We start from the raw sequence: 24,015 nt of genomic DNA, 5'->3' as shown, positions 1-24,015 counted from the left end.
CCTGTCTATTCGTGGGTTAGAAACTACTTCAATCACCGAAGAAAGTCCAACTTAACGGCGTTTTCGCAGAGCAGAGCACTTATCAATAGACAGACCGAACCGTATAGTTGCTGGTGATAAACGCAAGTTGTGGCAAGCTAAACACTATGAGCGCACAGAATTCAGCCCTGGCTGGGCACCAGCGGCTCCTTGCGATGCGCTCGATACTCGACCTGCCCTTTGCACACGCTTTCACCCTTGCCCCACAACTGGTCATTGACATCTCCGGCGTCGCCCGTCTCAGCGAGCTCAACGCCAAAAATGTCGCAATAGTCGACAGCTTGCGTTCACTCGCCCACACCAACGTGCAGGACTTTTATGCCATCGATGACGCGGCAGAAGCTCTAGGTACCGCCTTGCGAATGGCGATTTCCTCCCGACAGCTACTCTGGTTAAGCTCACTGTCCCACAGCGACGTGGAGAGGGTACGAAACATCCTCGGCGGCGACATCGTTCATGTGGTGGGCGAGGCACTGGCCGTCGATAAGCTCGATGACGATGTCCTGGAGCTTCCCGATGCCATGAAGCAACGCGGAGAACCACTGGTGCCCATCGCCATTTCGCCGACCGAGCTGGTGCAGACCTGGGCCCACGGTACGCGCGAGCAGCAAAAACTGCTGACGTACCTGATGGAGGGTACGAATACGCTGGTCATGCAGCACAAGAACCTGCATGCACTACGCAAAGTCGGAACCAAACTCATAGAGCGCAACCCCGTGTGGCGCCTGCTCTATAACCCGAAAGTGCTCGCGTATCTGGTGGTGATGGTTTACTCTTCGCTCCGCGCGCTACCTGTGGTTTTTGTCCCCGGATTCCACGGCAATGTCTGGGTGCTGTGGAGCATCGACATCATTACCGCTATCCCCTACACCTGGGGAATTGTCGAGATGATCACCGGCCGCTCATTCGGCCGAAGAATGCTGGGGCTCCTGATCACTCTAGTGACTTTCGTCTCGCCCTACGTCTACTTCTGGGCCAACGGGCGCGATTATCCGGTGTGGGTCACCATCTTTGTCATCGCGCTGATTGTCGCGGCGTGCGCCGTTGAATACGTTCGCTGGCTGCGCGACCGAGTCATCTATGAAATCCTGCGAAAACCACCCACCAGCGGCGGCTAGCGACCGCTGAGCGAGCGCCGCACTCCCCCAATAATCAGCCAGGCACCGGCGGCAACGTTCACAGCCACAAGCCCGTGAACTGCTGTACTGCTTAACGACGCTGCCGTCGTCTCACCTGCGATGAGAGTACCGGTCGAGATAATCCAGATGAACGTTGCGGCAATGTTGGCAATCCTGCCGCGTTCCACGCGGAATGGATGCGTGTAGTGCAGCGGCACCAGCGTCATTGCGCTGAAGATAAAGATTGCAGCGATGCACACCGCCATGGGCGCGTTCCATACCCACAGCAAAACCGCCACGATGTTCCACGCGGCGGGGAAACCAACGAAGTAGTAGTCGCCGGACTTGGCGGCTTCGTTGGCATAGCAGAACATCGATGACACCAGCACCAGGATTATCAGGGAAATTGCCAATGGACGTGGCCCCAGCGGCAGGTACATGACCATGAAAGCTGCGGGAATGGCGGTCCAGGTGAGATAGTCGACGATGTTGTCCACCACTGCGCCGTTAAACCACGGGACGACTTCCTTGATGTGATGTTTACGCGCCATATTGCCGTCGACACCATCGACGACAAGGGCAATGCCCAACCAGAGCCACATCCAATGTGGGCGACTCTCCAGCAGTGCGACCACAGCCAGCGTCGCCCACACCAAACCTGTCAGTGTGAAGGCATGCACCGCCCAAGCGATGACATGCTGACGCCGGGTGAAGCGGGTGAAGGTCGCAGCGGTGATGGCAGCATCGGTGTTGGCAGTCGAGACAGCAGCGGAATTATCGGCAACAGCGGAACTGGCATTGTCGGAGCGGATAGTAGCGTTCACGGCAGATGTCCTTTAGAGAACAAAATGCGCACAACTGCAAACCTTTATCGCAGTTGTGCGCAGAGTCGATTTTTTCAATCGGTGAGTATAACGGCCGATGGGTCGTTTTCCCGTATTTTTGCTCGGGCTTGTGCCGAGTTATTTAACGACGATCCTCGAACCAACCGGTAACAGCCGGCGCTGTGTTCTCGTAGACCAGCTTGGCTTCGGTGTACTCTTCCAGGCCGGTCGGGCCCAGCTCGCGGCCAATACCGGACTGGCCGAAGCCACCCCATTCGGCCTGTGGCAGGTAGGGACCAAAGTCGTTAATCCAGACGGTGCCGTGGCGCAGCCCGCGGGAGACGCGCTCAGACACCTCACGGTTGGATGTCCACACCGCACCGGCCAGGCCGTATTCGGTGTCGTTGCCAATCTCGATGGCCTCATCAACCGTGGTGAAGGTCTCCACCGTCACCACCGGGCCAAAGGCTTCGTCGTGAACGCAGTCCATCTCGCGAGTGACCTGGTCAATCACGGTTGGGAGGTAGAAGTAGCCGTCGGCAAGCGAGGCGGAACCGTCAGCGGTGGCGCCGGTGGCAATCTCGCCGCCCACGCGCACGCGAGCGCCCTGCTCACGCGCCCGATCAACGTATGCCGCGACCTTATCCAGATGCTGCTTCGAAATCAGCGCACCGGTCTCGGCCTTCTCGTCGAGCGGACCACCGAGCTGGATGTGTCCGGCGCGCTCGACCAAATCGTCGACAAACTTCTCGGCGATGGACTCCTCCACAATCAAGCGAGCGCCCGCCGAGCAGACCTGACCGGAGTGCAGGAACGCAGCATTGAGGGCATTGTCCAAAGCAGCTTCGTAGTCAGCGTCGGCGAAGATGATGTTCGGGTTCTTGCCGCCGAGCTCAAGTGCAACCTTCTTCACGGACTTGGCTGCTTCACCAGCAATAATCTTGCCAGTGACAAGACCGCCAGTGAAGGAGACCATGTCCACCTTCGGATGCGAGGACAACGGTGCGCCCGCTTCGGCGCCAGCGCCGGTAATGAGGTTGGCAACACCTGCCGGAACACCCAGATCATCGATGACGTGCATGAGCAGAATTGCTGTGTGCGGAGTCAGCTCCGCCGGCTTGAGCACAAAGGTATTGCCCGTGGCCAGGCACGGTGCGACCTTCCATGCGGTCTGCAGCAGTGGGTAGTTCCACGGCGTGATCAGGCCACAGACACCGACAGGTTCACGCACAATACGCGCGACGACGGACGGGTCATCCGCATCCACGAGACGACCGGCATCATTGCCCGCGAGCTTACCGAAGTACTCGAAGCAGGCGATGATGTCATCCATATCGGCTGCCGCCTCAGGCAGGCGCTTGCCGGTATCCATAGCCTCTGCCCAGGCAAATTCATCCTTACGCTGCCTGATGGCAGCACCGATGTCGAGTACCAACCTGCTGCGCTCAGCTGTGCTCCAGGATGCCCAGGAACCTTCTCCGGTACGTCGGAAAGCAGCGTCGGCGGCGGCGATGGCGCGCTCGGTGTCGGTCGCGTCTGCTTCCGCAACTTCGGCGATGAAAGAGCCATCGGCCGGGCACTCGATAGTGCGAGTGTTGCCAGCGGCTGCAGCGGACCAGGCGCCGTTGATGAACAGCGTGGCCGCGCCTTCGTGGGATTTGGCGGTCTCGGGTGCGAGGGCCTTATCAGTAGTGGAAGGCTCAAAGGTCATTTAGGAATCCTCCTTGGCGTAGTCGTCAGACCATTCGCGGACAGGTTCGGCATTATCGGACAGATCTGAGGTGCCCGGGAGATCAGCCTGCATATGCAGGAACTCCAGGTGCCGTTCGTAGAGATCGAGGACATCGGAAATCAGCTGCTCTTGGGTGTAGCCGTAAACGTCGTAGCCAAGAGAGCCGGTCAGTGTGAATACCTCGAGGCGGTAGTAGTAAATGTCGGCATCACTGTCCAGGTGTACCAGGCCGGCAAAGGACGGCGTCAAGTGTTCAACCGGATAGACCTGGTATCGGAAGCTCATCTCCTCGCCGAATCCGACCTGCAGGTCAATCTGGTCGATGCCGACTTCTTCTGCTGGTTCACGGTGCAGCGTCACTTCACCGCCACGTTCCCTGATAGCATCTGCCACCTGTTCAAGTGCGGGCTGCACCACTCGGTCGAGGTAGCGCATGACTGGCTTCTTGCCCGGGAAGGACATGGAGCGGGCAAGTCGATTGCGCCAGTCGCCCTGTCGGCCATCTACGGCGCGGCCCGACATCGCCCCGTGGAGGGCTCGACGTGTCGAATCCTGTTGCAACAGCTCCAGTCGCAGCGACTTAAACAGGCCATACATCACCAGATAGATGACAAAGGCAAACGGCAGACCCATCACAATCGTTGCCGACTGCAGCGTCGGAATACCACCGACATAGAGCATGGAGATGGTCAGCACACCGACCACGACAGCCCAGAAAATACGGGTCCACTTCTTACCGTCCTGCTGTGTGTCGGTGATCTTCGAAGTGAAGTTACTCATCACCAGTGCCGCCGAGTCCGCCGAGGTGATGTAGAGCAACAGGCCAATCAGAGATGCGACTGCAGCCACCATCATCGGCGCCGGGTACTGCTCCAGCAGCAGGTAGAAGGCACGCTCCGGGTAATCCAGTGCAGTCTGGCCAAACTCCGAATCGCCATTGATGACCAGGTCCAGCGCCGAGTTACCGAATACCGACACCCACATCAGGACGAAGAGGAATGGAATGGTCAGCGTGCCGACGACAAACTGGCGCAGGCTACGGCCACGGGAAATACGGGCCAGGAACAAACCGACGAACGGTGCCCAGGCCACCCACCAAGCCCAGAAGAACAGGGTCCAGGAGTTCAACCATTCCTGTGCACCGGAGAACGCGTAAGTATCCATAGTCATGGACGGGAACTTCGAGACGTACTCACCGACGTTCATCACCAGTGCGTCAAACAGGAACGCAGTGCGGCCGGTAATCAGGATGTAGAGCATCAAGCAGATGGCCAGGCCAACGTTGAGCTCCGAGAGACGACGAATTCCCTTATCAACACCGGAAACTGCGGAGGCGATAGCCACCGATACAGCCACGACGATCAGAGCGATCTGCCAGGACGTACTCTCATCCACCCCGAACAGCACGCGCAGGCCGTAATTCAGCTGGACGACGCCGATACCGAGCGAGGTTGCGACACCGAAAATGGTACCCAGCATCGCCGCGATTTCGACTGCTTCACCAGCGGGGCCATGGATGCGCTTGCCGATAATCGGATAGAGCGCCGAACGAATGGTCAGCGGCATATTGAGGCGATAGGCGAAGTAGCCGAATGCCATACCCATCAGGGCGTAGAGTGCCCAACCGGTCACGCCATAGTGGAAAAGCGTGAACACCACTGCCTGACGTGCAGCTTCGATGGTCTCTGCGTCTCCAGTCGGCGGGCCATAGTACTGTGCCACCGGCTCTGCTACCGAGAAGAAGAGCAGGTCAATGCCGATACCCGCGGCAAAGAGCATGGAAGCCCAGGAAAACAGACCAAACTGAGGCTTGGCGTGATCGGGGCCGAGCTTAATCTGCCCTGTTCGCGAGATAGCGACGTAGAGCATGAAGAGCACTGCCACCGTCGCGGTCACAATATAGAACCAGCCGAAGTTCTTCGATACCCAGGCGACAATGCCCGCTAGGGTGCCCGCTGCATTGTCCGGAGCAAAAATAGCCCACAGGGCAATGGCGAGAATACCAACGCCTGAAATAATAAATACAGGCCAGTTGACCTCAGGCTCAGAGGTCGCACTCGCTTGCGCTTGTTGTGGAGGGACCGACTGCGATCGCTGCATTTCTTGCGACGATTCAGATTTTTCCTCCGTTACCTTCTCAGTTGGCGGAGTATCAGACATAGGAAAATCCTTCAGATTCGGGAACTAACCCAGCATACCTAGTTTGAATAATCCCTCAAGTCTGAGAATCGATTCAGAAGAATTCTCCAATTCCAACATCAACACCTTCACCTGCATATTTACCCAGTTTTCAAGGCGTCTAAAATCATCCGAACTGGAATTGAATACCAATTGTGTGCCATTCTATATAGGTGAAGGGGATTTGAGATACGTCTCCGGCCACTTATTCCAATATCAATATATAGGGCCCGCCTTTAAATATTACTTGAGGCTTATCGCACTCCTTGAAACCCATTCCGATATACATCGGCAAACAACCTACGGAGGTACACCAGAACATGGGAGCTTTCCCGGCTGTCTTCAACTTCGGTAAAAAGAATGGCAACACCACAGTCGAACACCGCGACGTCGTCATCGTTGGCGCGGGCTCTGCCGGCTCTGTGCTGGCCAACCGGCTGTCCGCAGACCACACTCAGCACGTGCTCGTACTCGAGGCCGGCCGTATGGACTCCCTCTGGGACCTCTACATTCACATGCCTTCGGCATTCTCCTTCCCAATCGGCAACAAGTACTACGACTGGAAGTACGAATCCGAGCCGGAACCGGAGATGAACGGTCGCCGCATCTACCATGCCCGCGGCAAGGTCGTCGGCGGCTCCTCCTCCATCAACGGCCAGATCTACCAGCGCGGTAACCCGATGGACTACGACAAGTGGGGCGACACCAAGGGGCTGGAGAACTGGGGTTGGAACCATGTTCTGCCGTACTTCAAGCGCATGGAAAATGCGCTGGGCTCCGACAAGGACGACCCACGCCGCGGCCACGACGGCCCGCTGCGTATGAAGCGCGGTCCGGCCGATTCTCCGCTGTTCAAGGCCTTCTTTAAGTCGGTCCAGCAGGCTGGTTACAACTACACTCCGGACGTCAACGGCTACCGCCAGGAGGGCTTCGGTCCCTTCGACGCAAACATCGACAAGGGCCGCCGTCTCTCCGCAGCTCGTGCATACCTGCACCCGGCCCTGCAGCGTCCGAATCTGGAACTCCGCACCCGCGCAGAAGCCACCCGCGTCCTCTTCGAGGGCACCAAGGCCGTCGGCATTGAGTACACCTGGAAGGGTCGCACTCACCAGGTGCGAGCAGACAAGGTCATCCTCTGTGGTGGCGCTTTCAACTCTCCGCAGCTGCTCGAGGTCTCCGGCGTTGGCGATGAGAAGATTCTGAATGCCGCCGGAGTGAACGTCGTCAAGCACCTGCCTGGTGTCGGCGAGAACCTGCAGGACCACCTGGAGGTCTACATTCAGTACAACGCCACCCAGCCTGTGTCTTCACAGCCGTACCTGGAGAAGTGGCGTTGGCCGTTCATCGGCCTGTGGTGGCTGCTCACCCACAAGGGTCCAGTGGCAACGTCGCACTTCGAAGGCGGCGGTTTCGCACGCTCCAACGACAACGAGCCCTACCCGAACCTGATGTTCCACTTCCTGCCGCTGGCCATGCGTTACGACGGCACGAAGATCGATAGCCCGCACGGTTTCCAGTTCCACGTTGGTCCGATGTACTCGGACGCCCGTGGCCATGTCCACATCACGTCCTCTGACATCAAGGTCAAGCCGTCGATTCTGTTCAACTACCTGTCCACTGATCAGGACCGCCGTGAATGGGTCGAGGCTGTCAAGGTCTCCCGTAAGCTGCTGGACACCCCGGCAATGAAGGAGTACACCGACGGCGAGATTTCCCCGGGTGCAGATGTGCAGACCGACGAGGAAATTCTCGAGTGGGTCCGCAAGGATGCCGAGACCGCACTGCACCCATCCTGCACCTGCAAGATGGGTCCGGCCTCCGACGAGATGGCCGTGGTCGATCCGGAAACCATGCAGGTTCACGGCACCGAGGGCCTCTACGTGGTTGACGCTTCGGTCATGCCGGGCATCACCAACGGCAATATCTACGCACCGACCATGATGATTGCCGAAAAGGCCGCTGACCTCATCGCCGGCAAGACTCCGCTGGCACCGCAGGACATTCCGTTCTACCGCGCCGGCCAGGGTATGCCGCTGGATCCGCCGGAGAACAATAAGTAGTTCTTGAGGCGGTAGCGGGTAGCGCGGAGTCTATTGCGCAACGCCGTTCGTCGGCATTGGTCGGGTTCTCCCACATGGGGGAATCCGGCCTTAGTGTTACTCTCGCCCTATGAGCAGCACAACCTCGCAATCACCCGAAAACCTACGACGCTCATCAATCATCTTGGCACCGATGGCCGGTGGTCCATCCACGCCCGAACTCGTCGCTGCAGTTTCCAATGCTGGTGGGGTCGGCACGCTTGCCGCTGGATATCTCACTGTTGAAAAGCTCACTGAGCAGGCACGGCAGACGTGCGCGCTGCTTGACGAGGGCAAAGGTTTCGGCATCAACCTCTTCTGCCTCAACACGGCTGACGCCGGTGGCGGAACCTCCGAGGAGGAGCTTGCGCAGTGGACCACGTTTCGCGACCGCTTAGTGTCGGCGGCAGACCACTTCGACATCGACTTGCCTGACACTCCGACCTGGTCAGATGACTACTTCTCGGCGAAAATCGAGGCAATTCTCGCTGATGATTTTCTGCCCAACCCCGATGCGCTGGAGTTCGTCTCCTTCACCTTTGGCTATCCAGATAAAGAAGTCGTTGCTCGGGTAAAGGAATCTGGCCGCAAAGTGGTGCTGAATGCGACCTCGATCGAGGGGGTGCGGGCGGCGGCTGTAGCTGGCGCTGATCGCATTGTTCTGCAAGGACTAGCCGCGGGTGGCCATCGTGCATTCGTGAGGGGTAAAGACTCGTCCGACAACATTGGGGCCTCTGTAGAAGAGCTCGCCCAAGCGGTCACCGAGGCGAGTGCAGTTACCGATGCACCCATCATCGCCGCTGGTGGGGTGGGCCACCGAGAGGACGTCGTCAAGCTTTTGGATGCTGGTGCGACGGCTGTACAAGTTGGCACACGGTTCCTCACCACCGCAGAGGCGGGTACGAAGGAGACGCACCTACGGGCATTGCGTGAGCTCACGGAGCGCGACACCGTTTTGACCCACGCCTTTTCCGGCAAGCCCGCGCGGGCAATTGAGAACACGTTTACCCGGGAGTTTTCTAGGGTCGCGCCGGAGCTTTACCCGCAATTGCACTACTTGACCACGCCGATTCGCGGCGCAGCGAATAAGACCAGCGATCCTGAATATCTCAACTTATGGGCGGGTATTGCTTTTTCTCAGTGCGAGGATCAATATGCGGGCGATGTCGTTGCGGAGCTTTCCGGCTCCGCCGAGTAATACGAAACCACCGAAGCTATAAACAGCACAATGACCAGCCACGGGCATACATCGCGGCTGGTCATTGTGCTTTATTTGTGACGATGGCTTTTATGCCGACGGCGCAGTTGTGACGCTAAGCGTCTAGCAGCCAATCGTTCGGGCTGAACAGCTCGAAGTGAACGTTTTCGCGAGCAACGCCGCGATCGGCGAGCTGCTGGCGAATGGCCTGCAGGAAACCATTGCCACCACAGAGGTAGAACTGAGCGCCCTCCGGCAGCTCCGTATCAGCCAGATTCATCAAATCCGGCTCGTACCACACCTGCTGGTGGGCATTGGCCAGTGCAGAGACTGCGTTATTGCGTTCTGCGCGCAGGGCATCTGCGGCTTCTGCGCGGTCCGCGTGGAGGACGACGACATCACGCTTGGAGTCGGCTGCCACCAGGGCATCCAGCATGCCAATCATGGGGGTGGCGCCAATACCTGCGGAAATGAGCACTACCGGGTCATCGGACTTTGTATCCAACACCAGGTCACCTGCAGGCAGAGAAATTTCGATCGCATCGCCCGGCTGCACCTTTTCCCACAGCTGTGTGGAAACTTCGCCAGCCGGTAGGTCCTCGGAGGCATCGACACGACGAACCGCGAAGGTCAGAACACCTTCCTCGCCGCCGACCAGAGAGTATTGCCGTAGCTGGCCGGCGCCGTCCGGCATGGTCTGACGTACAGAGATGTACTGTCCCGGGAGGTAGGAAACGGGGGATTCGTCGTCAAGCTTGACGGAGAACACTGCGACGTCATCACCGCGCTCTTCACGAGAGACGACATGAGCGGCGCGGAAGACATCGCCTGCTTCGACACCGAGGTCGTCATAGAGCCCCTTCTCGAAGTTGATGAGAACACGCTCCATCTCCAGGTAGACGGCATCCCACGCGTCGCGGACAGCTCCCTGAAAGACCTCTGGGGTGAGGATTTCCTCGATGGCATCGAAGAGGTGCTTGTGTACGATTGGGTACTGCTCCGGCTTGATGCCAACGGAGATGTGCTTGTGGCCGATGCGGGAAAGCAGTTCTTCCGGGGCGGGAGCATCTGGGTCGACCAGGGTAGCTGCGAAGGTAGCGACGGATGCCGCCAGCGCCTTCTGCTGAGCACCCTGCTTCTGGTTGCCGCGGTTGAAGGTATCGGCAATGAGCTCCGGGTGAGCAGCGAACATCCGGTTATAGAAGTTCGGCGTGATTTTCTCGATGTTGGCACCGACAACGGGCAGGGTTTGAGTGACGATTTCAGCCTGCTCTGGAGTCAGGCCGTTCTTGTTGACATTCAGGTTTGGCATGACTTCACAATAACACTATATTGCGTATTCCGTTTGCGTATTATTGCCCAATGATGTCCCTAACTACTCTTTGCGGTTGAGTTTTACCCGCCTTGAACTGCACAAATGGCGATGCCGAAAATTTCACCAGAAAACTTCGACAGCACCGTTTTTAGCTTTTTCAACCTGCGGTTAGACCTTCAGCTCTGCACCTAAACCGGACGAATATTGAGCTGGGTACTCCCCTGCGAACCGCCTCCCTCGGGGCGATTGGCATCCACACCATTAGCCGATTTGTGCGGAATGAGATCAGCAATCAACACTGGATCCAGTGCGGCGAAGAACGCCTCCTGCGCAGCCGCTAACTTGCCACGCAACAGGCACGTCGGCAGTAATGGGCAGTCAGTGCCGACACAATCGACGACCTCATTGTTTTCCAGAGTGCGCAGCAGCTTGCCGACGGATTTTTCCGTAGCCGACTCGCGCAGATAGATGCCACCATTGCGCCCCTTGACCGCCTCCAAGAAGCCGAGCTCCACAAGTCGCGAGACAACCTTGGAAACATGCGCGCGAGACGCATTGAGAGACTCCGCCACCTCGGCAGCGGTGTATTTGCGCCCCGGCTCCCCCATCGCCATCAAAGTGATGACACGCAGGCTCAAATCAGAGAAAAGCGTTAATTGCATTGCGTGTCACCCTTCATCGTTGTACTGCACAAACCACCCCCTTGCCAGCCGCTTCGGGCAACAAGGGGGTGGTTCTATGTTCTAGCTTTTCGCAAGGCTAGCTAGCAAGATCTTAGTCCTGCAGACTCTTCTCGATACGAGCCTTCAGAGCCTCGAACTCGTCCCAGACTTCCTGCGGAACGCGGTCGCCGAGGAACTTCAGCCACTCCTCGTTGTCCGGCAGGTCACCCTGCCACTTAGCAGCCGGTGCCTTCAGGGCTTCCTTGACATCGGCGAAGTCGATGTCCAGGCCAGTCAGGTCCAGGTCCTCTGCCTTAGCGGTGTGACCAACAACGGTCTCCTTGGCGCCAACACGGCCCTCAATGCGGTCGATGATCCACTTGAGAACGCGAGAGTTGTCACCGAAGCCCGGCCACAGGAAGCGGCCGTCTTCGCCACGGCGGAACCAGTTAACCAGGAAGACCTCTGGCATCTTGTCGCCGCCCTTGGCGCCCATGTCGATCCAGTGCTGCAGGTAGTCACCGACGTTGTAGCCAATGAACGGCAGCATTGCCATCGGGTCGTGGCGCAGGGAGCCGACCTTAGCCTCAGCGGAAGCAGCGGTCTGGCCGGAAGCCAGGGTTGCACCGATGAAGGTTGCGTGGTTCCAGGACAGTGCCTGGGTCACCAGCGGCACAGTGTCCGGGCGGAGGCCACCGAACAGGATGGCGTCGATCGGGACACCCTGCGGGTCGTCGTACTCCGGTGCGGCGACCGGGCACTGCGAAATCGGGGTGCAGTAACGGGAGTTCGGGTGCGAGGACAGCTCGTCGGAATCCGGAGTCCAGTCATTGCCCTTCCAGTCAATGAGGTGATCCGGCTTGCCTTCCATGCCTTCCCACCAGACGTCACCATCGTCGGTCAGTGCGACGTTGGTGAACAGGGTGTTACCGGCCTCCATGGTCTTCATGGCGTTCGGGTTGGAGGAGTAGTTGGTGCCCGGCGCAACACCGAAGAAGCCGTTCTCCGGGTTAACAGCGTACAGGCGACCGTCCTCACCAAACTTCAGCCATGCAATGTCGTCGCCGACGACCTCGGCCTTCCAGCCCTCGATGGTCGGAGTCAGCATAGCCAGGTTGGTCTTACCACATGCAGACGGGAATGCAGCGGCGATGTGGTAGGCCTTGCCCTCCGGATTGGTGAGCTTCAGGATGAGCATGTGCTCAGCCATCCAGCCCTCTTCCTTGGCCATGACCGAAGCGATACGCAGTGCGTAGCACTTCTTGGCCAGGATGGCGTTTCCGCCGTAGCCGGAACCGTAGGACCAAATCTCCTTGGTCTCCGGGAACTGGGTGATGTACTTCTCATCGTTGCACGGCCATGCAACGTCCTCCTGGCCCTCCTCCAGCGGAGCGCCAACGGAGTGCAGAGCGTGGACGAAGTCTCCGTCCGGGCCAATCTTGTCCAGGGCATCCTGACCCATGCGGGTCATGATTCGCATAGAGAGAACCACGTACTCCGAGTCGGTCAGCTGAACACCCAGCTTCGGCTCCGGGTCGGTGATCGGACCCATGCAGAACGGAACGACGAACATGGTGCGGCCCTTCATGGAACCGCGGTAGTGCTCGGTCATTTCCTTCTTCAGCTCGACCGGATCCGCCCAGTTGTTGGTCGGGCCAGCGTCCTCTTCCTTTTCAGAAGCGATGAACGTGCGGGACTCCACACGAGCAACGTCCTTCGGGTTAGAGCGGGCAAGGAAAGAGTTCGGGCGCTTTTCCTCATTCAGCTTGATAAGAGTTCCCTTATCAACCAGATCCTGGGTAAGGCGGTTCCACTCTTCTTCCGAGCCATCAGCAAAGACAACCTTGTCTGGCTGGGTCAGTTCTACGACCTCAGCAATCCAGCGCAGCAGTTCGGCGTTCTCGGTCGGGGCCTGGCCCTCGAGACCAGGAATAGAAGGTGCGGACATCAGTTCTCCTGACTCATTGATTCGCGTCTTAATTTAAGGCTACCGGGGGATACCGAAAGTTGCCGGGCCCCACATCGACAATCTGCTCGTTCCCGCATTTGCAAGCCGTTACATCACAGCTTTACAACAATTAATTTTCCTCGCCCCATTCTTGCGACCTGTTCATTTACGGCCATAACCAGTGAATAAGGCCAGCCTCACCACATAAATTGACAACCATTAACCCCTTGGGGGCAGTTACCCCCATTTGTAAGCAACCGAGACACGGGTACCCCCGCGCGCAGTGGTTCCAAAGTCGTTAGTCCCAGCTGCCCCGAGCGGATTGCTCCCATGAGTACGCATCCCACTTCCCCGCGACTGATGCCGGTTCCACCGCTGCTCCGCCCATCGCGTCAGCAGCCCTCACATCATCACTGCTCCAAGACTCCCAAGTGCCGTCAAAACGGACCGTCGTAACGTGATCCACCGTGCCGTCACCGTCCAGATCTGAATAGATTGACAACCCGGAATCGTCGGCAAGCGTGATTGACCCCTCGTCGTCGCCGAGGTCGTAGAGCTGCCCATCGACCTCCACAACCAGCCCGGCGCCACCAACGTCCGCCGACTGCCCATCAATCGGTGTCGCCGCCTCCAAACCACACGGAGTAGCGAGCGAACGCGCCTCCACCCCGCCATCGGACGCGGGTTGATCGGAAAAGTACTGCAGTAAAGAAAACTCATCCATCGTGATATCCCCCTATTTCTCTTCGCTGTCACAGCTATCGTGCAGGCGTTCCGGTGTACTCCGCCAGCTGCTCTATTCGCCATCCCGGACCCCGCGCACCAAGGGCCTCACGCACCGTCATCTCCACGGACTGTGTCCATCTTCGTCGCAGATGGGCAAGGTAATTTGCCCGCCACTGCGCGGTGCGTTGGCGTGCGTTACGACGAATCGTTGCGCCCACCGCCACCACCGCAACACCGAGGCCTATTGCAAGTGCGACCAGCTGCGCCGCAAGCGTCGGCACCCCAATCCACATCAGCAATCCGTGGACGATCCGCACTGCACCGACCGCCACGCCAAGCGATGCCACCGCCACCAGAGCGTCCATGGCATAACTGGGGCGAGCCGGGCTTGCTGGAGCGGGCACTGAGACTTCCACACGAAGGCCCAATTCGTCGCCACACCGCTGTTGCAGCCGCGTCGCTGCGACCTCGGCACGACCCTGAAGTTCCGCCTGATCACCTGCGGGGCCGTCAGCCACCTCCTGGAGTGCATCCCGCACTGCACTCTCAGCTGCCAACTGCATCTTCCGCTGCAATCGCGCCGCCGCCCCGGCTCCGCGCGATCGCTCCTGTGCCAGCTGAGCTCGCACATTTCGAGCCCGGCGCGCACTCAGTGTTTCCCCCGGGTTTCTGGGCGGGCCTTCTGCCAGCAGAACCAGGGTTCTGGCCATCCTCCCGTCCAGCGCTCCCATCGGGATTGTGCTGTCGATTTCCTGACGCCAGGCCTCGGCATACTCACCATTGCCAATCAGGCCAACTGCAACACGGCCGGTGGCTTGGCTAATGGCTGCAACCGTGCTGACGCACTCCCGCGTGGGCTGCACCTCGCTGTCTGCAATATAGAGCACCACGGCGCTGCGTTTATCCACAAACTCCAGGCGACGTGGCGGAGTCGCAGTATCAACAATCTGCGAGAAGTCCGCGCGGTCCGCTGCGTCCCCGGCTTTGGTGACAAGTAGCGGTGGCTGCTCCGGCCCCTCGGCTGAGACCGGGCGTGGCTCAACTACGTCCGGTGCTGCCATAACAGCTCCTCCAGGCTGTCTCTAGCAGCGGGAAAGGCCGCCGCAATCTCAGTCAACTGCACTGCGAGTAGCCCGTCATCATTGCGTGATCCGCCTTTCACACCGCGGCGTTCAGCAATCTTCCGCAACGCGGAGCTGAACAAAAAGGTGTGTTCAGCTGTCTCGTTTGTGGCGATGTCGCAATACTCGTCGGCAAGCGAATGGCGAATCGGTTGTTGCTCGATGACCAGCGCGACAGGGGCGGACAGCTTGTCGGCCAGCTCCTCGTGACATTGCGAAAACGCCTCGCGCACAGCGGTTTCGCGCACGCCCCTGCGCAATCGCGCGCAGATTATCGATGGCCGTTTCTCGCGCTCAAGCGCCTTGGCGACGCACACCTCCGCACCGCTCGTGTGTGTGGTGTCCGAGTGCGCGACCTGCCGTGCTGACAGCCAGTCCACCACAGCGGCGCGCAACGACGACGATGTAGATCCTGTTGACGGCTGTGTTGTTTCCGTGACGTCACTTGCGGAAATAAGGTCCATTCGGCCTAGTCCCCTCCCATAAATCCCCTGCGTGGTTTAGTTAAAAAACCTGCGTAACCCCCATACGGCCTGTGGGCCAGAATCCGCGCCCTGAAACACTGCGTTAGGCAGACCCCAAGCACCGCTTCAACCAACGAATAAGCGCGGCTTCGCGTTCAGCCTACAGCGGACCGCGGATTCGGCAAGTCGACAAAACAACTTGCCTCGCCGTGCCGCCAGTTCGGGACGACGCGGCATCGTCAACCGAAGTGAAACCGCCAGGACAACAACAAAAATCCTAGGGGCAATGATTGGATAGTTGGCCGATGTCGTGGACAATAGGGAACGTGACTACTTCTGATTTTTCTGAAAATATCGAACAGCCTGCGGTTTCGCAGGAATCTGAACCATTGCCAACTCACGGAGACGAGCAGGCGGAACAGCCGCATGAGCGCCAGCCGAAGAAGGGCGAATTGCCTGCAGGTCGTCCGGAAAAGACCCAATTCGACGACGGTCTTGACTACCCGCGCATCGGCAATCTGTCCTTCCGCCGCGGCACTTTGACCCCCAACCAGGAAAGAATCTGGGAAGACAACTGGGACACTTACGGCAAGGTCCTCTCCGACGAAGTCATTGACGTGGAGGAATGGTTTGGCCGCAAGGGCCCGACCATCGTCGAGATTGGCTGCGGCACCGGCACGTCCACCGTGGCTATGGCTCCGCAAGAACCGGACCACAACATCATCGCAGTTGAGCTTTACCGCCCTGGCCTGGCGAAACTGCTCTCTGCCACCGTGCGCAATGAGGTGTCGAACATCCGCATGGTCCGCGGCGACGGCGTCGAGGTTTTGCAGCGCATGATCGAGCCGGAGTCGCTGGCCGGCGTGCGCCTGTTCTTCCCGGACCCGTGGCCGAAGGCACGCCATCACAAGCGCCGCATTGTGCAGTCCGGCACGTTGCGCCTGATTTCTTCGCGTCTGAAGCCTGGCGGCATATTCCACGCCGCCACTGACCATGCGGACTACGCCGAGTGGATCGAAGAACTTCGCGATGTCGAGCCGACGCTGGAGCCCATCGCCTGGCCATGGCCGGAATCTCCCATGCTTCTCGACCGACCGACGACCAAGTTCGAAGCCCGCGGCCTGAACCTCGACCACGACATCCACGAGTTCATCTGGCGCAAGAAAGAGGCATAGGAACCATGAGCACCACACAGAACACCTCTGCCAGCTACAACACTGCTGAAACGCATCCCACCGCACTGCTTGTGTGGGATGCCCCGAACTTGGACATGGGGCTCGGCGCCATCCTGGGTTCCCGCCCGACCGCCGCGCACCGCCCGCGCTTCGACGCCGTGGGTAAATGGCTTATCGACGAAGCCGAACGCGTATCCAAGAAAATCGGTTCCGATGTCCTCCCCGAGGCCACGGTATTCACCAACGTTAACCCGGGCTCTGCGGAGATTGTCCGCCCCTGGGTCGAGGCGCTGCGCAATGTCGGTTTCGCGGTCTTCGCAAAGCCGAAGATTGAAGAGGACACCGACGTTGACCCGGACATGATTGCGCACATCCAACGGCGTTACGACGAAGGCGTGTTGCGCAGTGTCGTCGTTGCGTCCGCCGATGGCCAGAACTTCCAAGAGCTGCTGGAAAAGCTCGCCTCCGAGGGGATTCCGGTAACCGTCATCGGTTTTCACGAGCATGCTTCCTGGGCGCTGGCCTCCGATGCGATTCGCTTCGTTGACCTGGAGGAAATCAAGGGCGTCTTCCGTGAGCCGCTACCCCGTATCGACCTCGACCGCCTACCGGATGGCGGTGCGTGGCTGCAGCCGTTCCGTCCGCTCACGTCGTTGCTCAAAGAGCGCGACGGTAAGAACGACGACTAGGGAGACCACCGCCGCGACGAACAGGAAGACGAACAGGCTTCTTTTTTATGTCACGACTTAAAAATGTCCTCAAAACCGGCAATTCGAGCTGGCTACGATCGATAATCCTCGTACCCCTCGTGATTGCCGGTATCGTCCTGACGGTAAGAAACTGGGACAGTGTCGTCCAAGGGCTGCACATTCTTGCAGATGTTGACGCTAAGTGGCTGTTCATCTCCATTTTTTCCGTGGCTTTTTCGCTCTACGCGATGGCGGAAGTGATGCGTCTGCTGTTGCGAGCTGGAGGCGTAAAAGCAGCCACTCGCCGCAGCACCAATGCGTTAACCCTCGCATCCAACGCGTGGGCGGTCACCGTTCCCGGTGGTGCTGCATTTTCCACGGCGCTGCAGATTAAGCGCATGATGCAGTGGGGCGCATCCGCGGTCCTTGTCAGCTGGTTTGTGCTTTTTTCGGGTGCGTTGTCGTTTTTAGGTCTGGCATTTCTGGGGCTTGGCAGCCTCTTCTTCGTAGGGCAGGGCGGCACGACCGCAGTGCTCATCGCTATGGCAATTGTGGTGTTACTAGCCACCATTTTGCTGTGGCGGATTTCGCAGAACCCAGCTTTCCTCAACAAGGCGGGTGCATGGTGTCTACGTGTCTTTAACAAGATTCGAAAGAAGCCCGCAGACACCGATGTCGACCGACTTGAAGAGTCCATCAAACAGCTGACCAGCGTGAAGTTGCCCGTGCAAACTTTAGCTCTTTCCTTCACCTGGTCCTTTATCAACTGGGTCGCGGAAATTGTCTGTCTCTACGCCGCCATCCGGGCCGTTGGTGTCGATGACATCTCCGCTACGAAGGTGCTGCTGGCCTTCGTAACCGGCAAGCTCGCGGGTTTCATCCAGGCCACACCGGGCGGCATCGGCACTGTCGAGGCCGCTTTGACTGCGGCTCTCATCGCAGGCGGCACCACCGGCGCCGAGGCTTTTGCAGCGGTGCTGGTCTACCGCATCGTTTCCTTCGTCCTGGTGGCAATTGTGGGCTGGATTATCTACGCCCTCGGCTTCGACCACAAGGATCAGTCCGAGCATCAGCCTGTCGCTGACCGCTGATGGCTTCCTCGCCGCTGGTCGCTGGTCACCCACCGATCTGCGGGGTCGCTAGACTAAGAAGCATGAACACACGCGTATCGACGTTCTTGATTGACATCCTCGCCATCTTTATTTTCGCCGTGTTAGCGCGCCTGGCTCACAACACTCCCGAGGATCCTTTTACCTTCATCAATATCCTCGATACCTGGTGGCCGTTCGCAATCGGTGTCCTCCTGGGAACCGCGCTGATTAAGAATGAGCCGAACCCGCGTGCAGTGAGTTCAGGCGCAATTGTGTGGCTCGGTACTGTCGTCGTCGGCCTCGCTGTGTGGGCCACCCGCAATTCGGCAGTCCCGCACTGGTCCTTCATTCTGGTCGCCTCAGTCATGAGCGCCTTGCTGCTGCTGGGTTGGCGAGCAGCGTCGAATGCGGTTGCTCGTAAGTCTCTGGACTAAGCCTTCGGACCCGTTCCTAACCCTTCGGTTTAGTTCACTGACTAAATCTGGTTTTTAATTTTTGCGCTGCGCCTCGATAATTGAAGAATGGACAAATCTTCTGACGAGGCTCTCGGCAATCAACCAACTGCTGAGACCCAACGAAATCATAAGCCCGCAGGGTCCAGCGAAGAACGCACGTTCATGGGCCAACCGTGGGGTCTCGCCAACCTCTTCGGCATCGAAATGTGGGAGCGCTTCAGCTTCTACGGCATGCAGGCCATCCTGGCTTTCTACATGTACCACGAGACCACTCAGGGCGGTCTCGGCCTGGACAAGGGTGCTGCTACCTCCATCGTCGGTGCTTACGGCGGTCTTGTCTACATGGCCGCACTCGTTGCCTCTCTGGTTGCCGACCGTATCCTTGGCTCGGAGCGGACACTGTTCTACTCCGCCATCCTGGTCATGATTGGCCACATCTCCTTGGCATTCATCCCCGGCGTGATTGGCCTGGCTATTGGCCTTGTCTCCATCGCAATCGGCTCTGGCGGCGTGAAGACCAACGCACAGGTCGTGCTGGGTCAGCTCTACGCCAAGGACGACCCGCGTCGTGATGCCGGCTTCTCCATCTTTTACATGGGCGTCAATATCGGCGCCCTGTTCGGCCCACTGCTCACCGGCTGGATTTGGGGCATGAAGGGCTTCCACTGGGGCTTCGGCCTTGCCGCTATCGGTATGGCTGCCGGCCTGGTTCAGTACATCCTGATGCGCAAGTCCACCATCGCCGAGGCTGGCCATGAGATTCCGAACCCGCTGCCGAAGAAGCAGTACCCGGTATGGATTGGCATTGCAGTAATCATCACTGTTGTCTCGGTTACGCTGGTTTCCACCGGAATTGTTCCGGTCACTTCTCTTTCCACTGTGGTCACAGTGATTGCACTGATCGCCGCTGTGGTGCTGTGGTGGCAGATGTACTCCTCGCCACTTACGACGAAATCGGAGAAGACTCGTCTGGTCGGCTTCATCCCGATGTTCGTCTCAGGCGTGCTGTTCTTCGGTATCTTCCAGCAGCAGTTCACGGTGCTGGCCATCTACTCAGATATCCGCCTCGACCGCGAGATCTTCGGTTGGGAAATGTCTCCAGCCTGGATTAACTCGATCAACCCAATCTTCATCATCGCCTTCTCGATGGTCTTTGCAGCCGCCTGGTCCAAGCTTGGTGACCGTCAGTGGTCCACCCCAGTCAAGTTCGGCGTCGCCAACATCATCATCGGTATCTCGCTGTTCTTCTTCATTCCATTCTCTGGTGGCGGTGAAAACTCCACTCCGCTGTATGCGATTATCTGGATTCTCTTCCTGTTCACCATGGGCGAGCTCATGCTGAGCCCGGTCGGCAACGCCCTTGCTACCAAGGTCGCTCCGGCAGCATTCCCGTCGCGCATGATGGCCGTCTGGCTGATGGCAATCGCTATGGGTACTTCGCTGGCAGGCACCCTGGCCGGCTTCTACAACTACGAAGACGCCGCTGCTGAGAACACCTTCTTCATCACCCTGGGCATCGCCTCTGTTGTCCTGGGCCTGATTCTGCTCGCACTGCGCAAGTGGATTGTCAAGGAGTTCGTCGACGTCCGATAGGGCTGTAAGGCTGGCCCTCGCTCTGACACAGCCCACGCCCACGCTCTCCCCTCTCTCCCCCCCCACTTCACGACACCTATGTCACCTCATGCCACCTCCACAGCTGGCACAAGGTGCCACGGGTGTCGTGAAGTGTCTTCAGCGGTCCCCGAACATGCTTCGCCACAAACTTGCCACCAGCACGACCGCCATCCACAGATTTTCGCCACCTCCCCACCGGCTAAAATTGAGGCCATGTTTGCCATCATTACCGTCACCGGCGAGGATCACACCGGCATCATCGCCGCCGTCACCACTGCTCTGGCGGAGCAGGACGTCAACATCGTCGATGTTTCCCAGACCCTCATGGATAAATGGTTCACCATGATCCTGCGGGTGGAGTTCAACGAGAAGGCCACTCCCATCAGCACGCTGCAGGGTTATATGGATTCCGTCGGCAAGCGGGAGGGGCTTGTGATTCGAATCCAGTCTGAGGCGCTGTTCAACGCCGTCAACGAGATTTAAAGGGCGCGACCAGGATGGATTTCAACTTCGCGCAATCTAAGTTTCTCGACACCATTGACATGATCGAGAAGTACCGTCTGGATATCCGGACGGTCACCATGGGAATTTCCCTGCTCAAGTGCTCTCGCTCTGAAATGGAAGCCACCGCACAGGCGGTGTATGACCGCGTAACCAGGCAGGCCGCTCGCCTCGTGGAGGTCTGCGAGGGGATCGAGGCGGAGCTGGGCATTCCGATTGTCAATAAGCGCATCTCCGTCACACCAGTTTCCCTCATCACGGCCGGTTGCGAAGGCGACCCCACCGTGGTGGCCAAGGCGCTCGACCGCGCCGCCCGCGATTCGGGCGTGAACTTCCTCGGCGGCTACTCGGCGCTCGTCGAAAAGGGTGCGACGACCAGCGAGAAGCGGCTCATCGACTCCATTCCCCACGCTCTGAGCGAGACCGAATTGGTGTGCAGCTCGGTCAACGTAGCGTCGTCACGCGCGGGCATCAACATGGATGCAGTGCGTCGCATGGGCGAGGTGGTGAAGGAAGCCGCGGCGCAAACCGCTGACCGCAGCTCGATTGCCTGCGCCAAGCTGGTGGTTTTCGCCAATGCGGTGGGCGACAATCCGTTCATGGCCGGCGCGTTCCACGGCGTCGGGGAGCCGGATTGCGTCGTGTCCGTCGGCGTTTCGGGTCCGGGTGTGGTCGATCGCGCCCTCGGCGATCTGGAGGGCGCCAGCTTCAACGAAGTCGCCGAGGAGATCAAGAAGGCGGCGTTCAAGATTACCCGCACGGGTCAGCTGGTCGGCACGATGGCATCGGAGCGCCTGGGCGTGCCCTTTGGCATCGTGGATCTCTCGCTCGCGCCGACCGCTGAGATGGGTGACTCCGTCGCTCACATCCTCGAGCACATGGGGTTGGAGCAGGTCGGCACGCACGGCACCACTGCCGCGCTGGCGCTGCTTAACGACGCCGTCAAGAAAGGCGGCCTGATGGCTTGTTCACGCGTCGGCGGACTGTCCGGGTCGTTCATCCCGGTCTCTGAGGACAAGGGCATGATTGATGCTGTCCGTGCGGGGTCGATCAGTATGGACAAGCTGGAGGCGATGACCTCTATTTGTTCGGTGGGCTTCGACATGATCGCGATTCCTGGTGACACGCCTGCGACCACGATTTCCGGCATGATTGCCGACGAGGCCGCCATCGGTGTGATGAACCACAAAACCACCGCCGCCCGCCTCATTCCGGTGCCGGGTACCAAGCCGGGCGATGAGGTGAACTTCGGTGGTCTGCTCGGATATGCGCCGGTCATTGATGTCAATGCCAAGGGCAATGCCGAGTTCATTGCCCGTGGCGGCTACATCCCCGCCCCGGTGCACGGGTTCAGGAACTAGCGGCTTCGGACGAGGCTCCTACGATTGCAGGCGGCGCCCATTAGCGTCATAGGCGTAGGAGCCACTACCGACGAGAATCAAAATGAACTCGATAAATGCCCAAATGCTGACGCCAATGATTAGGAAGAATCCGACCAGAAGGATAGCCGTAATCCAGCCGAATACCGTCAGTGCTAGTTGAATAGCGCCACGCGAGTTGTGCCCCAGGTAGAAGTTGTGAACACCGAGGGTACCCAGGAAGAAGGCAAGCAGAGCCGCTGCAATCTTGGACTTATCCGAGACAGGAGCACCTGCGCCCCCGTAGCCCTGGTGCGGGTTTGGGCCACCGAAGCCAGCGGAATACGCCGGCGCCTGCTGGTTTGGGTAACCACTCTGATACGGGTTCGAGTACCCGTTGTGGAAATTGTGCTGGCTCGGGTCCTCATAGCCCTGCCCCATGTTCGGCTGCTGCTGTGGGTACGGATCCGAGTACGGCATACCGGAGCTGTAAGCACCCGAGCTGTCAGCGAACTTTCCCCGGGACCTCGGCATACCGTCTTCGTCGAAATCTCCATATGGGTTTGTCGGATTCGTCATTGCACCCTACCTTTTCGACTAGATTATCCGGTCATGAACAGCAGTTCCTTGGGCGATAATAACCGGTTCTGTCAGACTGCTTCCTGCAATTTTTGTCAATTTCTTTCGACACTTTAGCGAACCTGTTGTTTTGAAACGTTAAACACCAGTTCTTGAGCAAGATTCTAACAGCAAGTACCCGTCGAGGTCGGGCGCGTCTCGCACATTTTTGAGCTACCTCTACCGTCGCGCCAGCGATTGTTCAATCAGTTCGCGAGTCCAGCCCTCAGTCCAGGCCAGCGGAGTCGTCCCCGGAATTGCCACATCATTCGTGGCGTAGGTCGCATGCGCACCCGCACCGGCAATCATCTCCTGCGCTCGCGCAATCGCATCAGCCACTGCCGGAGGAACATCACAGAAGGAATCCGATGGCACGCAGACATTCTGGACCTTGTCATTAAGAGGCCCAAAGCCGTCTCGTGGACCGCGCATCGTTGCGCCCGGAACCACAGCCTGCACAATGCCGCCAAGCGGCTGCAATGACAGCTCGACACCCACACCAGCCAGCGGAACGCCTTGGTTCACGCCCTGATTGGGGTCACGCCGCGGGTCGCCCAACAGGGCCACGCCCGCGATGCGCTCGGCCGGAACGACACCGCGACCATTGCCGATGTCAGAGGCCAAATCACCTGCAATAGCCGCACCCTGGGAGAAGCCCATCAGGACGAAGTCTGTCAGCGGGCACTGCCCGTGTAAGTCAGCCATTTCCTTAGCGGTGACATCGCGCCCGACTGCCTGCGAATCATCGTAAGTGAGTTGGTCGGGCAGCTGATGCGTCTTAATCTGTGCCGGGTACGGCGTAGTCCAGACCTTGACATCACCCTCCGAGTAGGACTGCGAAATCGAGTTCGTCAGGCCAAGCAGCAGCGAATGTGGGTTCGCGGTCGGGGCCATTGGGTCATCGTCAGCACGCGATTCCGCAGTTCCGGGCACCGCAATAACTTCTACCGCCGGGCACCACTCGGGCTGTTCGGCCAGAATCCCACCATCGTCGCCGGGGGTCGGTGGGGTTTGACCGCCTTGGTCGTCGTTAAGCCATTGCACTACGCCGAAGCTAATAGCGGCCACCAGCACAATGACCGCCAGAATTGTCAGCACTTTACGCATGAGT

General features: G+C 58.9%; 21 protein-coding genes. 10 read left to right on the top strand and 11 right to left on the bottom strand.

Going from position 1 to position 24,015, the window contains the following annotated elements; all coding sequences use genetic code 11:
* Positions 1-146 precede the first annotated feature (146 nt).
* The gene (locus I6J19_RS03585; protein WP_038626902.1) at positions 147-1,157 is read left to right on the top strand and encodes a hypothetical protein; all 1,011 of its coding nucleotides are present in this window, start codon (positions 147-149) and stop codon (positions 1,155-1,157) included.
* Here the strand turns inward: I6J19_RS03585 and I6J19_RS03580 are convergent.
* From I6J19_RS03580 to betT, 3 genes are all read right to left on the bottom strand, one after another.
* Complete coding sequence (locus tag I6J19_RS03580; protein ID WP_081913972.1) at positions 1,154-1,981, bottom strand: CDP-alcohol phosphatidyltransferase family protein; 828 nt, start codon at positions 1,979-1,981, stop codon at positions 1,154-1,156. The genes I6J19_RS03585 and I6J19_RS03580 overlap by 4 nt on opposite strands.
* 142 nt (positions 1,982-2,123) lie before the next feature.
* A complete protein-coding gene (locus tag I6J19_RS03575; RefSeq protein ID WP_038626905.1) occupies positions 2,124-3,692 on the bottom strand; it encodes an aldehyde dehydrogenase family protein in 1,569 nt (522 codons plus the stop codon).
* The gene (gene betT / locus I6J19_RS03570) at positions 3,693-5,813 is read right to left on the bottom strand and encodes a choline BCCT transporter BetT (protein WP_371199686.1); all 2,121 of its coding nucleotides are present in this window, start codon (positions 5,811-5,813) and stop codon (positions 3,693-3,695) included. It abuts the gene before it with no gap.
* A gap of 398 nt (positions 5,814-6,211) precedes the next feature.
* Here betT and betA point away from each other — a divergent pair, with 398 nt between their 5' ends.
* Together betA and I6J19_RS03560 are read left to right on the top strand one after the other, a co-directional pair.
* The gene (gene betA / locus I6J19_RS03565) at positions 6,212-7,951 is read left to right on the top strand and encodes a choline dehydrogenase (protein WP_038626911.1); all 1,740 of its coding nucleotides are present in this window, start codon (positions 6,212-6,214) and stop codon (positions 7,949-7,951) included.
* Positions 7,952-8,060: 109 nt separating this feature from the next.
* The gene (locus I6J19_RS03560) at positions 8,061-9,167 is read left to right on the top strand and encodes an NAD(P)H-dependent flavin oxidoreductase (RefSeq protein WP_052155552.1); all 1,107 of its coding nucleotides are present in this window, start codon (positions 8,061-8,063) and stop codon (positions 9,165-9,167) included.
* A 115-nt stretch (positions 9,168-9,282) separates the two neighbouring features.
* Here I6J19_RS03560 and I6J19_RS03555 read toward each other — a convergent pair whose 3' ends face one another.
* The 6 genes from I6J19_RS03555 to I6J19_RS03530 all read right to left on the bottom strand — a co-directional run bounded on the left by I6J19_RS03555 (position 9,283) and on the right by I6J19_RS03530 (position 15,403).
* Positions 9,283-10,479 carry a globin domain-containing protein gene (locus I6J19_RS03555; protein ID WP_038626913.1) on the bottom strand — a complete coding sequence of 399 codons (1,197 nt, stop codon included), beginning with the start codon at positions 10,477-10,479 and terminating at the stop codon, positions 9,283-9,285.
* A gap of 191 nt (positions 10,480-10,670) precedes the next feature.
* A complete protein-coding gene (locus I6J19_RS03550; protein WP_038626915.1) occupies positions 10,671-11,144 on the bottom strand; it encodes an RrF2 family transcriptional regulator in 474 nt (157 codons plus the stop codon).
* A 112-nt stretch (positions 11,145-11,256) separates the two neighbouring features.
* Positions 11,257-13,092: a phosphoenolpyruvate carboxykinase (GTP) gene (locus tag I6J19_RS03545; RefSeq protein WP_187402517.1), complete on the bottom strand. Its 1,836-nt coding sequence runs from the start codon at positions 13,090-13,092 to the stop codon at positions 11,257-11,259.
* 298 nt (positions 13,093-13,390) lie between these two features.
* A complete protein-coding gene (locus I6J19_RS03540) occupies positions 13,391-13,816 on the bottom strand; it encodes a DUF6802 family protein (RefSeq protein WP_038626919.1) in 426 nt (141 codons plus the stop codon).
* Between the two features lie 34 nt (positions 13,817-13,850).
* Positions 13,851-14,879, bottom strand: a complete 1,029-nt coding sequence (locus I6J19_RS03535) for a hypothetical protein (RefSeq protein ID WP_038626922.1) — start codon at positions 14,877-14,879, stop codon at positions 13,851-13,853.
* Entirely contained in the window at positions 14,861-15,403 is a 543-nt protein-coding gene (locus I6J19_RS03530) for a hypothetical protein (RefSeq protein WP_038626924.1), read from the bottom strand. The genes I6J19_RS03535 and I6J19_RS03530 overlap by 19 nt, the downstream gene beginning before the upstream one ends.
* A gap of 326 nt (positions 15,404-15,729) precedes the next feature.
* Here I6J19_RS03530 and trmB point away from each other — a divergent pair, with 326 nt between their 5' ends.
* The 7 genes from trmB (at position 15,730) to I6J19_RS03495 (ending at position 22,289) form a co-directional block, all read left to right on the top strand.
* Entirely contained in the window at positions 15,730-16,578 is an 849-nt protein-coding gene (gene trmB / locus I6J19_RS03525) for a tRNA (guanosine(46)-N7)-methyltransferase TrmB (RefSeq protein ID WP_235191277.1), read from the top strand.
* Positions 16,579-16,583: 5 nt separating this feature from the next.
* Positions 16,584-17,267, top strand: coding sequence for an NYN domain-containing protein (locus tag I6J19_RS03520; protein WP_038626928.1), 684 nt, complete (start codon positions 16,584-16,586; stop codon positions 17,265-17,267).
* A 47-nt stretch (positions 17,268-17,314) separates the two neighbouring features.
* A complete protein-coding gene (locus I6J19_RS03515; RefSeq protein WP_222867039.1) occupies positions 17,315-18,358 on the top strand; it encodes a lysylphosphatidylglycerol synthase transmembrane domain-containing protein in 1,044 nt (347 codons plus the stop codon).
* A gap of 62 nt (positions 18,359-18,420) precedes the next feature.
* Positions 18,421-18,792, top strand: a complete 372-nt coding sequence (locus I6J19_RS03510) for a DUF3054 domain-containing protein (protein WP_038626933.1) — start codon at positions 18,421-18,423, stop codon at positions 18,790-18,792.
* A gap of 87 nt (positions 18,793-18,879) precedes the next feature.
* Positions 18,880-20,406 carry a peptide MFS transporter gene (locus tag I6J19_RS03505; RefSeq protein WP_038626935.1) on the top strand — a complete coding sequence of 509 codons (1,527 nt, stop codon included), beginning with the start codon at positions 18,880-18,882 and terminating at the stop codon, positions 20,404-20,406.
* Positions 20,407-20,640: 234 nt separating this feature from the next.
* Positions 20,641-20,910, top strand: coding sequence for an ACT domain-containing protein (locus I6J19_RS03500; RefSeq protein ID WP_016421638.1), 270 nt, complete (start codon positions 20,641-20,643; stop codon positions 20,908-20,910).
* Between the two features lie 14 nt (positions 20,911-20,924).
* Positions 20,925-22,289, top strand: a complete 1,365-nt coding sequence (locus I6J19_RS03495; RefSeq protein WP_038626938.1) for a PFL family protein — start codon at positions 20,925-20,927, stop codon at positions 22,287-22,289.
* Positions 22,290-22,307: 18 nt separating this feature from the next.
* Here I6J19_RS03495 and I6J19_RS03490 read toward each other — a convergent pair whose 3' ends face one another.
* Both I6J19_RS03490 and I6J19_RS03485 read right to left on the bottom strand, forming a co-directional pair.
* Positions 22,308-22,865, bottom strand: coding sequence for a TM2 domain-containing protein (locus I6J19_RS03490; protein WP_038626941.1), 558 nt, complete (start codon positions 22,863-22,865; stop codon positions 22,308-22,310).
* 219 nt (positions 22,866-23,084) lie between these two features.
* Positions 23,085-24,011 carry a cutinase family protein gene (locus I6J19_RS03485; protein WP_038626944.1) on the bottom strand — a complete coding sequence of 309 codons (927 nt, stop codon included), beginning with the start codon at positions 24,009-24,011 and terminating at the stop codon, positions 23,085-23,087.
* Positions 24,012-24,015 lie beyond the last annotated feature (4 nt).

The sequence above is a fragment of the Corynebacterium amycolatum genome (assembly GCF_016889425.1).
GTDB lineage: Bacteria > Actinomycetota > Actinomycetes > Mycobacteriales > Mycobacteriaceae > Corynebacterium > Corynebacterium amycolatum.
The sequence above is the reverse complement of the archived record's forward strand: the minus strand, read 5'-3'. Positions and strand labels throughout refer to the sequence as shown.